The sequence below is a fragment of the Streptosporangiales bacterium genome, from assembly GCA_009379955.1.
Lineage (GTDB): Bacteria > Actinomycetota > Actinomycetes > Streptosporangiales > WHST01 > WHST01.
This window is the reverse complement of record WHST01000152.1, coordinates 1-13,993: the sequence shown is the minus strand read 5'-3', so window position 1 is coordinate 13,993 and position 13,993 is coordinate 1. Positions and strand designations below refer to the sequence as shown.

Here is a 13,993-nt window from a genome sequence, read left to right as displayed (position 1 = left end):
GACCCCAGCGGCAGGTTGACGTGCGGGCTCTACCGCACCGTTGTGATCACGCCGTCGCCAGGGACACCGCGGGCCACCCCCTACTTTTCACCCGTAGGGGATGGCCCGCCAGGGTCCCCCAGTGGTTGACGTGATCAACGCCGACTTCACCTCGTGCAGGGACGAGGTGAAGTCCACCTTCGTGAGGTGAAGCACGCACCGGCGTGCCTCAGCCGGGCACGGCGACCAGGTGGACCAGCTCGCTCGCGTGCGTGCCGGCGAGGTCGAGGGGCAGGCCGTGGTGCAGCAGCGCCGCGCCGGAGAGCACCTGGTCGTCGCCGTCGACGACGACGTAGCGCGCGGCCGGGTCGAGGCCGGCGAGGCGGACCGGCGCGGGACGCTCGCCGAACCGGCCGGTCTCGAGGAACCCGAAGACAACAGCCTCGTCGCCGGCCGCCGAGACGTACTGCACGACGGTGAGCCCGGACTCCGGCGGGCTCAGCCGGTACTGGCGTCCGTGCTGGACGACGGGACGGATCCGCTTGTACGTGTCGACGAGGTCGGCCGCCTCGGCGAGGTCGGCGTCGGTCCACTGCGCCAGGTCACCACCGATGCCCAGCACCCCGCACATGGCGGCGTGGAAGCGGTACCGCAGCGACACCGAGCGGCTGGTCAGGAAGTTGGGCACGTCGGTGACCCAGCAGGTCATCACCCGCGCGGGGTAGAGCTGGCTGAACCCGTGCTGGATGACGAGGCGGTCGCTCCCGTCGGTGTTGTCGGACGTCCACACCTGGTCGGTACGCCCGAGGATGCCGAGGTCGACGCGCCCGCCGCCGCCCGAGCACGACTCGAACGCGACCTCCGGATGCGCCGCGCGCAGCCGGTCGAGGACGGTGTGCAGGTGATGGACGTGGTCGAGCCACAGCCGGTCGGGGTTACGCCCCTCGTCCGGCCAGCCCGCCTCGGTGAACGGCCGGTTCATGTCCCACTTGACGAAGCTGATGTCGTGGTCGGAGAGCAAGGTGTGCAGCTGCTCGTACATCCACTCGGCGACGTCCGGCCGCGCCAGGTTGAGTACGAGCTGGTGGCGCATCTCGTGACGGGTGCGGTCGGGGAAGTGGTACACCCAGTCCGGGTGGGCGCGGTAGAGGTCGCTGTCGGGGTTGACCATCTCCGGCTCGACCCAGATGCCGAAGTCCATGCCGAGCGCGCGCACCCGCGCGATGAGCGGGCCGAGCCCGTCGGGGAACCTGCCGGTGTTGACGGTCCAGTCGCCGAGGCCGGCGCGGTCGCTGGTGCGCGCGCCGAACCAGCCGTCGTCGACGACGAACAGCTCCGCGCCGAGCCGGGCGGCGCGCTCGGCGAGCGCCTCCTGGTTGGCCTGGTTCACGTCGAAGAGGGTGGCCTCCCACGAGTTGTACAGCACGGGACGCACCTCGTCGGCGCGCGGCAGCACGTGGGCGAGCGTGTACGCGTGCCAGGCGCGGCTCGCCGCGCCGAAGCCGCCGGCGGAGTACAGGCTCGCGAAGACCGGCGTGGTGAGCGTCTCGCCGGGGGCGAGGCGGTACGGGCCGAAGCCCTCGTGGCCGAACCCGCCGAGCACCTGCACGCGCCCACTGGGCAGCCGCTGCACCGCGATCCGCCACGACCCGCTCCACGCCAGCGCGCCGGAGTACACGACTCCGCTGTCCTCGGTCGCGGTGCCGTCGTCGATCGCGTACCACGGGTTGGCGTGGTGGCTGCTCACCCCGTGCCGGCTGGTCAGCACGGTCTCGCCGATCGGCAGCGCGGTGCGGCGCAGTTGCGTCTCCGCGCCCCAGCGTCCGACGAGATGGCTCAGTCGGTAGTCCGCGAGATGCGGCACGCGGTACGCGGCGGAGTCGAGCCGGTGCAGGTCGACCGGCTCGCCGCCGGCTGCAGTGTGCGTGACTGCCGTCCAGCGCTCGACGACGTCGCTGTCGTCGTGGACGCGGTACGCCAGCGTGACGGCGAGCGGGAACGTGCGGTCGGCGAAGTCGAGCTCGACCGTGTGCGAGCCGTCCGAGGCGTGCTCGCGGTGCCCGCGGAACCGCCACTCGACCGCGCGGACGCCGCCGCCGAACGTCACCGACAGGGCGGGCAGCCCGAACCGGACTCCCCCGGCCACCGGGTACTCCTCGCGCCCGTCGAGCTCGGACTCGAAGCCCCGGCCCCGAGGTGGCGGCCGCCGGTCGAGCCGCGCGATGTCGTCGGCGGCGTCGAGCCCGACGACCGGCCCGGTGTACGCACCGACCAGGGTGTCCGGGGGACCGTAGGCATCGGTGAGCGCGGCGACGTAGCTCGTCCCGGCGGTGGTGAGGAGGAGGAGCCCCCTCTCGACGTCGAACCGAGCGTCGGCCACGTGTCGTCCATCCCCTCGCCGGCGCCGGGTGGGCACGTCCGGACGAGCAGGCTTTCATAGGGTGGGCAGATGGACAATCGCCTCTTCCACGAGCGGCCTGCGGTCATCGGTCACCGGGGCTTCGGCAAGAACGCCGAGGGGCGGCCGACGGAGAACACCGTCGAGTCGCTGCGCGCGGCCGCCGAGGCCGGCGTCGACTGGATCGAGATCGACGCACGTCGGACGGCCGACGACGAGCTGGTGGTGCTGCACGACCCGGCGTGGTCCGACGGCACGCTCGTCGTCGAGCACACGGCGGCGGAGCTCGGCGCGCTGGGCATCATCACGCTCGACGAGGCGATCGAGGCGGTACCGGTGACGGTCGGTCTCGACATCGAGGTCAAGCCGTCGGCCGAGGACGCCCTCGTCCACCCCGACCGCACACCCGCAGCGCTCCTCTGCCCCGTCCTGGAAAGGGAACGTGACAGGCGCCCGCTGCTGGCGACGTCGTTCGACCCCGTCAGCCTGACGACCATCAGGGAGCGCGTGCCGGGTATCCCGCTCGGCTACATCACGTGGATGGCCTACCCGCTCGACATGGCCGTGGCGTCTGCGCGCCACCTCGGCGCGCGGGTGCTGATGGCCCACACGACGACCTACGACCCGGTGACGCTGCCGAGCCGGCGCGACCCGGCGGACGTCGTCGCCATCGCCCGCGAGTGCGGCCTCGAGCTGGGTGTCTGGTCGCCGGCGCCGGCGGACCTCGACCCGTACGTGGCCGCGGGCGTCGACGCCATCACCGTCGACGACATCCCCGGCGCGCTGGCCGCCCTGCGCGGCTGAGGGAGACAGGTACGTCCCGCGGGTCCGACCTCTGTAGCACATGGCGTCCGGCTCGGTGCGGTCTTTGACACTTCCGGTCCCTTCGAGCTCGCCCGTCACCGTAGGTACCTCGACGCGGCAGTTGCGTTGCTTTTCGCAGTTATCCGCACGCACCCGGGACCAAAGTCCCGAAATACATATTAGCCCTGTGGTCATAGAAGATCCATCGAGTGGTCACATATTCAACACGCACCAGGCGTGACCGTTCGACGCCGGGGCGATGCAACACTCACTTCTGCGCACACTCGCACACGCAGGGACATCACGGCACTCGCAGGCCAGTCACGTCACTCCGACCGCAAGGCGGTCGAACGGCGACCCGAGCGTCGGCGGCGTCATTTTGCGACCGGCCGATAACGGAAAGCTATCCACCTTTCGTTGCGCGGTCGCAATCTCGATGCCCTGAGTGACGCTCCGTCGGAGTAAACACCGTTCCCGCGAATGCGGATTTACGCCGGCGACCCGTGTGAAAGATTCCAATCGGTGGCGGGACCGAGCCAGGGGATCACCGAAGGTAAGGCCCTCTCCCACCAGACCTGCACAGCTCCCACTCGTCGCCGTCGGCGACGAGTCGGGAGCGCTGTGCCGAAGACCCACCGGTTCGAGAGGGGGCCCGGGGTGTCCGTACTCGAAGGCGCCACGAACCATCCCGATGGGGTCGGCGTTCTCGCCGACCGGTCCGCCGAGCAGCTGCGCCGCCACGTCGCGTACTGGCAGTCGAGGTACCGGCGGGGGATCCTCGTCACCGACCTGGCCGTCGGCGCGGTCGCTGCGGCGATGGCGTTCACGATCCGGTTCGGCGACCCGAGCCGCTTCTCCGTCGCCTACCTCCTGTGCACCCTCGTCTTCCCGTTCGTCTGGGTCGTCCTCCTCTCGCTCGTCCGCGCGCACGAGGCACGCTTCCTGTTCGTCGGCACCGAGGAGTTCCGCAGGGTCATCGTCGCGGGTGGCGTGCTGATGGTCGCCATCGCACTGGTGTCGTACGCCGGCAAGATCGAGGTCGCGCGAGGCTGGGTCCTGCTGAGCATCCCGACCGTCACGCTCGCGACCCTCGGCATGCGGTACGCCTGGCGGCGACAGCTGCAGAAGCGCCGTGCCCTACGCGGCGACTGCATGCACCGCGCGATCGCGGTCGGTTACGAGCTCGGCACCACCACGCTCTTCCGCACCCTGCAGGCGAACCCCCGTCACGGACTCGACCTCGTCGGCGCGTGCCTGCCGAAGGCGCACGCCGCGGCGTCCGGCGGCAAGATCGCGGACTGCCCACTCCCGGTGCTCGGTGACTTCGACGACGTCGTCTCCGCCGTCGAACGGACCGGCGCCGACGTGGTCGTCGTGCTCGCCTGCCCCGAGCTCGACGGGATCGCGCTGCGGCGACTGGCCTGGGAGCTGGAGAAGACCGACACCGAGCTGCTCGTGGCGCCGGCGCTGCTCGACGTCGCGGGACCGCGCGTCACGGTACGACCGGTGGCCGACCTCCCGCTGCTCCACGTCGAGCACACCGAGCTGACCCACTGGCGCCGAATGCTGAAGACGGGCTTCGACCGCGCCGGAGCGGCTCTCGGCCTCCTCGTCCTGCTCCCCGTGATGCTCGTCATCGCCGCCGCCATCAAGCTCACCGACCGCGGTCCGGTCTTCTTCCGGCAGGTGCGGATCGGCTACGACGGCAACGCGTTCCCGATGCTCAAGTTCCGGAGCATGTACGTCGGCGCCGAGGACCGGCTCGACCGGATGCTCGAGATGAGCGACACCGGGGGCGTGCTGTTCAAGATGCGCGACGACCCGCGCGTCACCGCGGTGGGCCGCTTCATCCGCCGCTACTCCCTCGACGAGCTGCCCCAGCTCGTCAACGTCCTGCTCGGACACATGTCCCTGGTCGGTCCCCGTCCGCCGCTGCCACGCGAGGTCGCGCAGTACGAGCGCGACGTCCACCGGCGGTTCGCCGTCCGGCCCGGCATCACCGGCCTGTGGCAGGTCAGCGGACGTTCCGACCTCGCCTGGGAGGAGGCCGTACGACTCGACATCCGCTACGTCGAGCGCTGGTCGCTCCTCCTCGACCTGCTGATCATCTGCCGAACGTTCGGCGCCGTCCTGAGGAAGTCGGGTGCGTACTGATGGGCTCCTTGCGTACGAGCGGGTCGCACGACCCTGCCGACCTCGTCCGGCAGGCCCGTGACGGCGACCGCTCGGCATGGGACCACCTCGTCGACAAGTACGCGAGGCTGGTCTGGGCGGTGACCCGTGACTTCCGGCTCAGTGACAGCGACGCCTCCGACGTCGCGCAGACCACCTGGCTGCGCCTGCTGGAGCACATCGACCGCATCGATCCCACGCGGACCGCCGCCTGGCTCACGACGACGGCGCGACGCGAGTGCCTGCGGGTCATCGCGCTGCGCAAGCGCATGCTGCTCACGTACGACGACGCCGGCATGGAGGCGGTCGCTGGCACCGACCCCGGCGTCGACGAACGCCTGCTGACCGACGAGAAGGTGCGGGACGTACGCGAGGCGATGCAGGCGCTTCCCGACCGCTGGCAGGAGCTGCTCCGCCTCAGTAGCGCCGACCCGCCGATGTCGTACGCGGAGATCTCGGCGACCCTCGGCATGCCCATCGGCAGCATCGGCCCGATCCGCGGACGCTGCCTGGCGAAGCTGCGCGCACTGCTCGCCGCGCGCTGAGCGTCACCCCGAACGCGAGTCAGAGGCGGAGCCAGGCCGTGCGTGCCGGCGCCGGTCCGCCGCCCGGCCAGCGGACGGCGAAGCTGGTGAGGCCGGCACGCACCGGGGTCCAGCCGGAGCCACAGACACCGGCGAGCGACGAGCGGCCCTCGGTGTCGCGCACCCAGACCTCCCCGTCCAAGGCGCCGGCGGGCTGGACCCGCACCGTGACGGCGAGGTGCAGCATGCCGCGCACGTCCACCTGCACCGCCCGGCCCGGCCCGGCGAACCGCAGTCGGCGGAGATCGCTCGTGAGGCCACCGGGGTCGTCGAGCAGGCTGTCGAACGTCAGGTCGAGGACGTCGCCCTCCGGGTCGCGGTCGTCGAACAGACGATGACCGGCGACTCGCGCGTGACCTGCCTGCCTGCGGATCTCAGTCTCCCGTCTGTCGTGGCGACGACGAACGGCACTGCTGCCCGGCAAGGTCATCCCTCGCGCAGCGTCCCACCTCCGCGCCCGGTTTGATGACGCTGTCCGTGTCCTGACTGTACGGTGCCGACTGCCAGGTCGCCCAGCTCACCCGGTTGCCCTGCCCGTGGGCGAGGAAGTACCAGGGCCCTGCGTAGGTGTTCGCGGAGAACAGGTTGTCCTGTTCGTACGCGAGCCGGTCCTGCACGGCGTCGCGCTGGTACGGCGACCACTTGGGGAAGGTGCCCCAGTTGGCGAACATCCCGTTGTAGCCGCACCCCTTCGTCAGGACGCAGTTCTTCCCGACCGCACGTGGGCTGAACGTGAACTCGTTGCCGTGCACCCGGACGTTCTGCGTCTTCCACCGGCAGTCGTCGATGTACGGCTTCTTGGCGATGTTGTCCTTGTTGCAGCTCCTGGCCGTCACGTCCGGGTTGACCCGTGTGCTCATGTTCATCCCCGGGTTGGCGTCCGAGCCGGCGAACCTGTCGGCGTTCTCCCAGAGGATCACTCCCGACCAGTTGTCCTCGAACACGTTGCCGGTGATCTCGAACGAGTCGGCGAAGGCGGTGCGCACGCGGCGGTCGCTTCCCGACTCCGACACGTAGATCGCGCCGGTCGGGAACGCGCCGTTGTGCGGCCCGCGCACCCGTCCGTTGCGCACCAACGTGTTGTCGCGGATCGCGGCGTTGTAGCTGGCCTCGTACAGGATGCCCTCGGCGTCGTTGTCCGCGATGTAGTTGCGTTCGATGGAGAAACCGGCGTTGTTGGTGTCCATCCACAGGCCGGCGTTCTTGTTGCCGTGCACCCAGTTGCCGCTGACGACCGCGTCGGTCACCATCCAGAACTTCCCGCCACCGGAGCATCCGCACCCGGGCCGACGCCGCTCCCAGTCGTCGACGTTGTTGTCGGCGATCTCGTTGTCCTCGACGATGACGTCGACGATCTTCTCGGGGTGGTACGCGCTGAACCCGTACTGCCCGTTCTCACGCAGGCAGTTCGTGCGCAACGTGTTCCTGCTGCCCAGCATGACTCCCGCGCCGGCGTTCCACTGCACCGTGTTGCGTTCGACGAGCCAGTCGGCACCGGAGTCGTGGTTGATGATGCCCTCGTCGCTGTTGCTCCCCCGCCAGCCGAAGTTCTGGACGGTCAGGTGCCTGATGGTCACCTTCTCGGCGTAGCCGACGAACGCGAACCTGTTGCGCCTCTGTCCGTCGAGTACCGCGCCGGGTGCCCCGATGTAGGTGTTGCCGGTCTTGGGAAGCACCTGGTCGTAGTACTCGGTCCCCAGCCGGTGCACACCGGGTGCGAGCCAGAACGTCGTGTTCCCGGGATGCCGCTTGGTCACCTTGCCGAGGTCCTGCGAGGTTCCGACGGCCACCGCACCGGCAGGCGGGGAGCTCGGACCGTCGAGCAGTGCGCTGTCGCCGCACACCCGGGCGGGCGGCGTGGCGGGTGCCGCACTCGCCCGCGTGGTGGAGGGGACGTGCGTCGATGGTGTCGCCGACTCGGTGGACCTCGTCACGAACCAGACGACCATCGCGGCGCCGACGACCGCGACGAGCACAGCGGCGACCGAGGCCGTCCGCAGGTGCCTCCACTGCACGCGTGCGCGGGGACGTCGCTCCGGCCTGGCCTCGCCGGCCGGCTCGTCAACTCGACCCATGGCTCCTCATCCGAACGACCGGCGCCGCGCGGGGTGCCCCGTACACGGGGTTCGCCACGGCGTACCGGTAGATGTCGAGCAGGCGCTCGAGGTTGTGCCGGACGTCGAACCGCTCCGCGAACGTCGTCGCACCGCGCCCGCCGTACGACTCGTAGCGCTCGGGATACGCGTCCACGTCCGCGACGACCCTGGCCAGGTCGTCCGGGTCGCCGGGAGCGAACAGCGCGCCGTCCCTGCCCGGCGTGACCAGCTCGGGGAACGAGCCGTGCGCCGCCGCGACGGGCGGCGTGCCGACGGCCATCGCCTCGGCGACGACGAGACCGAACGTCTCCTCCCACTGGGAGGGGAGCAGCACGGCCCGCACGCCGGCGAGCAGCTCCTGGCACGCGCGCCGGTCGAGGTGGCCGGCGAGCTCGACCGACGGCCGGTCAGCTGCCCACCGCGCGACGCGATCCGCGAGCGGCCCGCCACCCGCGACGACGAGCCGCATCGCGTCGTCGCCCGCGAGGGCGCGGTAGCGGTCCCACCCGTCGAGGAGCAGCGGCACCCCCTTCGCCTCGTCGAGACGGCCGATGTACGCGACCGCGCGCCGTCTGACGGGCGGCGGCGTCACGTCGGGCCGCGGCACGAAGTTCGGCTTGACGAAGACGCGCTCGGCGTCCAGCGCGAGCCCGGCCATCAGCAGGCGCTGCGCCTCGGACAGGAAGATGTACGCGGACACCAGCCCGCGCCACGCACGCCTGTTGGCGACGGTCCCCACCGTGACCGGCACCGTCGCGAGCGCCGATCCGCGGTAGCACCCGTGCACCAGTGCGGGGCGGACCGCTCCGCCGGCACAGTCGTGACAGACCTGGCCGGCGCGGAAGAAGTCCCCGCTCGCGCACAGCAGCTTGTAGTTGTGCAGCGTCGCGACGACGGGCACGTGCTCGTCTCGGCAGGCGTGCAGGACCGACGCGCTGAGCAGCGGGAAGGTGTTGTGCACGTGCGCCACGTCGGGGCGGAACCGGCGCAGGTGCGCCGCCAGGTCGCGTCGGGTGCCGGGGCTCCGCACCACGCGTGCCGGCACGGACGCCTTGCGCGCCGTGGACCAGCCGTCGATGTCGTCGCTGCGCCGCTCGAACAGCTCGACGTCGTGGCCGAGCGCGGAGAGCGCCGCGCGCTCCTGGTCGACGACGCGGTTCTCCCCGCTCGGCGCCGCCGACCGGTACCTGTTGTGCACCAGCAGGATCCTCATGTCCGGCCTCGCTGTCGCGAGACCGCCGGAGGCAGCTGGCGCTGTCGCAGGACCGATGGCAGGTGCCGCGCGACGGGAGACACCACGAGGGAGGCGGCCAGGGTGAGCTCCAGCAGGTAGGGCGAGGCGTCACTCAGCCCGGTCTCGGTGAACGAGGCGACGAAGCAGTACGTGACGAGGAAGAGGGCGAGCGCCCGCCGCGGACCCTTGGTGCGCAGGGCCGCGACGACGAAGACGAAGAGCAGCAGCGCCGCGTTGACGCAGACGCCGAGCAGTCCGAGGTCGTGGTACGTCGCCAACCAGTTGCTGTCGATGGGCAGGCCGTTGAACGACTTGTTCGACAGGCCGGTCCCGACGATCGTCTCGAGCATCGTGCGCGGTTCGGCGAGGATGGCCTCCCAGACCTGGGTGCGCCCGGTGAGCTGGCCGACCTCGTCGGAGTCCTGACCGCGGGCGAGCCAGGTCGCCACCAGGGACGACACGGTGATCGCACCGAACGACAGCAGGACGAGCCCGGCCGCGAAGGCCTTGCGCACCCGGGCACGCGCGGTGAAGAGACTCAGACCGGCGATGACGATTCCCGCGACGAAGGCGACGAGAGCCGTCCTGGTATGGGTCAGGATCAGCATCGGCACCGCGATGCCGATCGAGAGCAAGGCGACGTACCGCGTCATCAGGCCGGACAGCCAGAGGACGAGTGACAGTCCGGCGACGACCGCCGAGTAGTGCCCGACCTGGGTCCACGGGATGGGCCAGACGACACCGGCGAGTCGGTTGTCGGTCATGGCCAGACTCGGGGCGACGAGCAGGCCGACGACGACCGTGCCGAGGATCAGCCACAGGACGACGAGGTGGGTGCGGACGAGCAGCCGGTCCTCGCGGTCCCACCACGGCGTGAGCAGCCAGAGCACGACGACGAAGAGAGCCAGCCGCCCGGAGCGGAACACCGCACCGAGCAGGAACTCGGCGTGGAGGCTGATCAGCAGCGCGTGGATGGGGACGAGCGTGAGCAGGAGCAGGAAGACGTTCGGTCGCACGGCGGCGGGACGGTTGGCGCTCAGCGCGAGCAGCAGAGCACCGAGGAGTGCCGACTGCGTCACCATCGTCCCGACGACGTCGGGAAGGGGGATCAGCCGGGCGGCCTCGCCGTAGAAGGTGAGGACGTTGAGCACCATGAGGGCCCAGGCGAACTGGACACGCCGGAGCCGGGACCGCTCGGTCCTGTCGACGGCATCGTGCGGGTCCATCCGGCCGGCGACACCGACGCTCGTCCGCGCCTGCGCTGTCGTGGTCATGCTTCTTCACCTCCTCTGCCGGGGGCGACCAGGGACGTGACGACGTCCGTCAACCGCTGAGCACGCCGGTGCTCCGTACGCTCGCCTCGCTCGGGAGACCGATGGTCTCGTCGGTGGAGTCGGTGCCGAGCATGATCGCGGAGTCGAGGCGCACGCCGGCGAGGCGCACCATCTCCCCGGCCGCGTAGAGCTTCGTGGCCGTCGAGCGTCCCGCCGTCACCACGGCGACGACGTCGGAGCACCACGACGCGAGATGGTCGCCGCCCAGTGCGGGCGAGAGCTCCGCCAGGACGAGGACGACGTCGGCGTCCGTCCAGGCGGCCTCGAGGTCGGCGTCGTCGGACAGCAGGGTCGGGTCCAGCCGACCCAGGGGCGGACCCGCACCTTCGTCCGGGAGGTGGACAGCGACGCTCCCGGAGGTGTCGTCCGCGTTCTCCGACGTGACCGTGCCAGGCACCGTGACGTCGAAGCCCTTCGCGAGGACACCGGAACGGGTGAGATCGGCGACGAGCACGTTCTCGCCGTCCGCCGCGAACGATGCCGTGAGGGCCCGGACGACCGAGGTGCACGCGGTGACGTCGTCGACGGCCACGATGCCGAGCGTGGCCGGGATGGCAGGCGAGCTCGACACCTGTCGGCCGAGGTGGCGTACGGTCCGGTCGAGATCCTCCACCTCGGTGCGGCGCTTCGACCACGGCAGCGCGCGTCGCCCGTCCCGGCCGATCCGGCCGAGGCTCAGCGTCACGGCGGCACCGAGCGCATCCGCGACCTGCCGGCGACGCCACAGGCGGTCGGAGACCAGCGCCCTGACCACCACGAAACCGACACCCACGACGAGACCGCCGACCAGTCCGGTGAGGACGTTGATACCGAACGTCATCACCTTCGAGGTCTCGACGGGCGCGGCGGGATCGAGAATGCGACTGCTGCTCATGAGTGACGCCGACAGCTCCTGGTCCTCGAGCTTCTGCTCCAGCTGCGCCGCCTGGTCCTGCGCACGCTGCATGGTGGGGTCGTCCGTGCCTTCGCCCTGGTCCCCGGTCTCGTCCGCGGTGTGCCTGCGACGCTCCACCAGCGACTCGATCCTGGACCGCACGGAGGCCAGCTGCTGCCGCACCGGCTCCTGCTCCGCGCGCACCTGTTCCATCCGGAACCGCAGGAACGTCCGGGCGACCGTGGACGCGAGGTTCCTCGCCTCCGCGTCCGACGGCGCCGTCACGGAGATCTCGAGCACCCGGTCGGTCAGGGACGCCGCGGTGTACTGCTTCAGCAGGTCGTCCGGCGTCTCGGAAAGGGAGAGGTGGCTCACCACGCGCTGCGCGACCGACCTCGTGGTCGCGAGGCTCGTGTCCGTGGCCATGGCCGCGAGCGGGTCCTCGCCGATCTCGTGGACGAGCAGCAGCTTCACCGACGCCTCGCTGTTCGAGGGGAGGACGACGGGGACGACGAGCCCGAGCACGATGCCGGCGATGGCCAGGGTCCCCCACAGCCTCACGTGTCGCCGCACGGCATCCCACAGATACCTGAGCGTCACCAGACCCTCGGGGGGGAAGTCGACGGGGCGCTCGTCGCGATCCGTCCCGAGCAGGTCGATGTCGTCGGCGACCGACGCTTCCACGCGGTCCTGCCGCCACGCTTCGCTCATAGTTCCACGCACCCGCTCATCGTCTCGACCCCCTCGCCGTGCCGGACAGCGGCGTCGGCGCGATGCTCCTGGTACGCCGGCGCGCCTGCGGTCCGCCTCCGGTCGTGCGGTCCGTCGGGTCCGGGTCGGCGACCACGAGGCCGTCGATCGCGCGCCCGTCGTCGGCCGTCGCCACCGCGACCCGGGCAAGCTCCTCGGCCGTGGCCTTGCCGGCCGAGACGGCGACGAGCGTCAGGTGCGCCGGGGTCGAGTCGCCGAGCCGAGGGGCGCCACGGTCGACCACCACCACGAGGACGCGCAGCGCAACCGGGTCACCCTGCCCCTCGGACAGGTCGGCGACACCGTCGTCGCTCTCCGCCGATTCGGCGTCGTCGGCGGACACGCGCGCCGTCGGGTCGTAAGCGACAAGCGTGGCGACCGCCTCGTGCCGCGAGTCGACCACGAGGTCGGTGTCGATGCCGATGGACGAGGCGAACGCCGCCAGCTGCGGCCCGATCGCGAGGGCGCCGGCGTCGTCGGCGAACGACACCACGGTCATGGAGACGGAGTCGTCGCTCCTCGCGTCGACACCGAGATGGTGGAACGTCTTGCGCAGGCTCCAGGCGTCGACGGCGGTCGGCTCGTAGCGGTCGAGAAGGTCGGCCCAGCCACCCGCGTCCTTCGGCCGGTGGGAGGAGATGGACGCGACCACCGGGATCCCCAGGGCGTCCGCGATCTCGTCGCGCGACCGGAGACGCCGGTCTCCCCTGGTCACGGCGAGGATGACGGCGGACCCGATCAGGCCCCCGCCCAGCGCCCCGAGGAGGCCGAAGATCGCCAGGTGGATGTAGGGGTCGCCACCGCTCGTCGTCGTCGCGCGTTCGAGCACCCGAGCGCCGATCTTCTTGCCCAGGTCACCGGGCAGCTGCGCGTTGCTGTCGGTGACGTAGAAGACGTACGTGTCGGCGACGGCGTTGGCGAGGGTCGTCGCCTGCTCGGGAGACGTCCCCTTGGCACGGATCTCCAGAATGTCCTGGGTGACCGCGATGACCTTGACCCGCTCCTTCATGGTCTTCACGTCGAGCGCGGGCTCGACGTTCTGTCCCGCGCTCTGCAGCACCGGCCCGCTGTTCGCGATGAGAACCTGGGTCTCGATGTCCTGCGTCGGCCCGTCCTCCGAGTCGTCGTTCGAGACGACCGGCGGCGGCAGGACGACGAGCGCCTTGCCCTCGGGCATCGCGGGGAAGACGATGGCCGCGACGAGCCCGGCGAGCATGCCCACCATGAACAGAGCCGCCACCGCCCAGTGGTGACGACGTAGGACTCCCCACGACCTGCTGAGGTCAAGCTCCTGTGCGCTCACCCACCGGTCCCCGTTCGTTTGCCGGACGTCGACCCTCATAAGAGGCCCGAGATCCCGGCGCTGATACACCGAGACCGATTGCGGTGGCCCCCGCGGGCTCGGCCGCCGCCGCCACGGTGGCACTGGCCGTGGGGCTCTGGCGAGTCGTCAACCGCAGTGACCCCGGGCGACCACACCCGTGAGGGGCACCCCGACCGTGTCCTGGCACGGTGAGGGTGCCGCTCACGGGTTGCGGTTCCGGGGACTTCCGCGGGGTTGTCAGTGGCAGGCGTTGCTCTGGCGACGTCTGGCCCTGAATCGTCAATAGGCTCGCCGCCCGCACCGTTTGATCACGTTCATTCGAAAATGGCTGTCAGGTGGCTGCCTGGGTGAGGGTGACGGTGTAGCCGAGGGTGGTGAGTTGGTGGGTGAGTCGGGCTTTGCGGTGGGCGTGGTTGCCGGTGTGTCGGTTGGTGTGCCAGTCGG

At 70.7% G+C, this 13,993-nt stretch carries 10 protein-coding genes; 3 read left to right on the top strand and 7 right to left on the bottom strand.

The window, feature by feature from the left end; all coding sequences use genetic code 11:
- Positions 1 to 208: 208 nt before the first annotated feature.
- Positions 209 to 2,359, bottom strand: coding sequence for an alpha-galactosidase (locus tag GEV10_29090; protein MQA82471.1), 2,151 nt, complete (start codon positions 2,357 to 2,359; stop codon positions 209 to 211).
- Between the two features lie 69 nt (positions 2,360 to 2,428).
- Between GEV10_29090 and GEV10_29085 the strand changes: the two genes are divergently transcribed.
- The 3 genes from GEV10_29085 (at position 2,429) to GEV10_29075 (ending at position 5,898) form a co-directional block, all read left to right on the top strand.
- Complete coding sequence (locus tag GEV10_29085) at positions 2,429 to 3,181, top strand: glycerophosphodiester phosphodiesterase (GenBank protein ID MQA82470.1); 753 nt, start codon at positions 2,429 to 2,431, stop codon at positions 3,179 to 3,181.
- 480 nt (positions 3,182 to 3,661) lie between these two features.
- Positions 3,662 to 5,335, top strand: coding sequence for an exopolysaccharide biosynthesis polyprenyl glycosylphosphotransferase (locus GEV10_29080; protein ID MQA82469.1), 1,674 nt, complete (start codon positions 3,662 to 3,664; stop codon positions 5,333 to 5,335).
- A complete protein-coding gene (locus GEV10_29075) occupies positions 5,335 to 5,898 on the top strand; it encodes a sigma-70 family RNA polymerase sigma factor (protein ID MQA82468.1) in 564 nt (187 codons plus the stop codon). The genes GEV10_29080 and GEV10_29075 overlap by 1 nt, the downstream gene beginning before the upstream one ends.
- A 19-nt stretch (positions 5,899 to 5,917) precedes the next feature.
- On the opposite strand, the gene GEV10_29070 is transcribed toward GEV10_29075, so the two are convergent.
- Genes GEV10_29070 through GEV10_29045 form a run of 6 tightly spaced genes read right to left on the bottom strand, consistent with a single transcriptional unit; the run spans position 5,918 to position 13,567 of the window.
- The gene (locus GEV10_29070; protein ID MQA82467.1) at positions 5,918 to 6,361 is read right to left on the bottom strand and encodes a hypothetical protein; all 444 of its coding nucleotides are present in this window, start codon (positions 6,359 to 6,361) and stop codon (positions 5,918 to 5,920) included.
- Positions 6,312 to 8,012, bottom strand: a complete 1,701-nt coding sequence (locus GEV10_29065; GenBank protein ID MQA82466.1) for a right-handed parallel beta-helix repeat-containing protein — start codon at positions 8,010 to 8,012, stop codon at positions 6,312 to 6,314. Before GEV10_29065 ends, GEV10_29070 begins: the two co-directional genes overlap by 50 nt.
- A complete protein-coding gene (locus tag GEV10_29060; GenBank protein MQA82465.1) occupies positions 7,999 to 9,246 on the bottom strand; it encodes a glycosyltransferase in 1,248 nt (415 codons plus the stop codon). Before GEV10_29060 ends, GEV10_29065 begins: the two co-directional genes overlap by 14 nt.
- Positions 9,243 to 10,541 carry an O-antigen ligase domain-containing protein gene (locus tag GEV10_29055; protein MQA82464.1) on the bottom strand — a complete coding sequence of 433 codons (1,299 nt, stop codon included), beginning with the start codon at positions 10,539 to 10,541 and terminating at the stop codon, positions 9,243 to 9,245. The genes GEV10_29060 and GEV10_29055 overlap by 4 nt, the downstream gene beginning before the upstream one ends.
- Before the next feature lie 49 nt (positions 10,542 to 10,590).
- On the bottom strand, positions 10,591 to 12,159 hold the full coding sequence (locus GEV10_29050; GenBank protein MQA82463.1) for a hypothetical protein: 1,569 nt from the start codon (positions 12,157 to 12,159) through the stop codon (positions 10,591 to 10,593).
- 43 nt (positions 12,160 to 12,202) lie between these two features.
- Positions 12,203 to 13,567, bottom strand: a complete 1,365-nt coding sequence (locus GEV10_29045; protein MQA82462.1) for a hypothetical protein — start codon at positions 13,565 to 13,567, stop codon at positions 12,203 to 12,205.
- Between the last annotated feature and the right edge of the window lie 426 nt (positions 13,568 to 13,993).

What these genes read in the sequence shown, in the direction of transcription:
- GEV10_29085 (MQA82470.1), top strand. Translation starts at nt 2,429, where the DNA reads ATGGACAATCGCCTCTTCCACGAGCGGCCTGCGGTCATCGGTCACCGG.
- GEV10_29080 (MQA82469.1), top strand. Translation starts at nt 3,662, where the DNA reads ATGCGGATTTACGCCGGCGACCCGTGTGAAAGATTCCAATCGGTGGCG.
- GEV10_29075 (MQA82468.1), top strand. Translation starts at nt 5,335, where the DNA reads ATGGGCTCCTTGCGTACGAGCGGGTCGCACGACCCTGCCGACCTCGTC.
- GEV10_29065 (MQA82466.1), bottom strand. Translation starts at nt 8,012, where the DNA reads ATGGGTCGAGTTGACGAGCCGGCCGGCGAGGCCAGGCCGGAGCGACGT.
- GEV10_29060 (MQA82465.1), bottom strand. Translation starts at nt 9,246, where the DNA reads ATGAGGATCCTGCTGGTGCACAACAGGTACCGGTCGGCGGCGCCGAGC.
- GEV10_29055 (MQA82464.1), bottom strand. Translation starts at nt 10,541, where the DNA reads ATGACCACGACAGCGCAGGCGCGGACGAGCGTCGGTGTCGCCGGCCGG.
- GEV10_29045 (MQA82462.1), bottom strand. Translation starts at nt 13,567, where the DNA reads ATGAGGGTCGACGTCCGGCAAACGAACGGGGACCGGTGGGTGAGCGCA.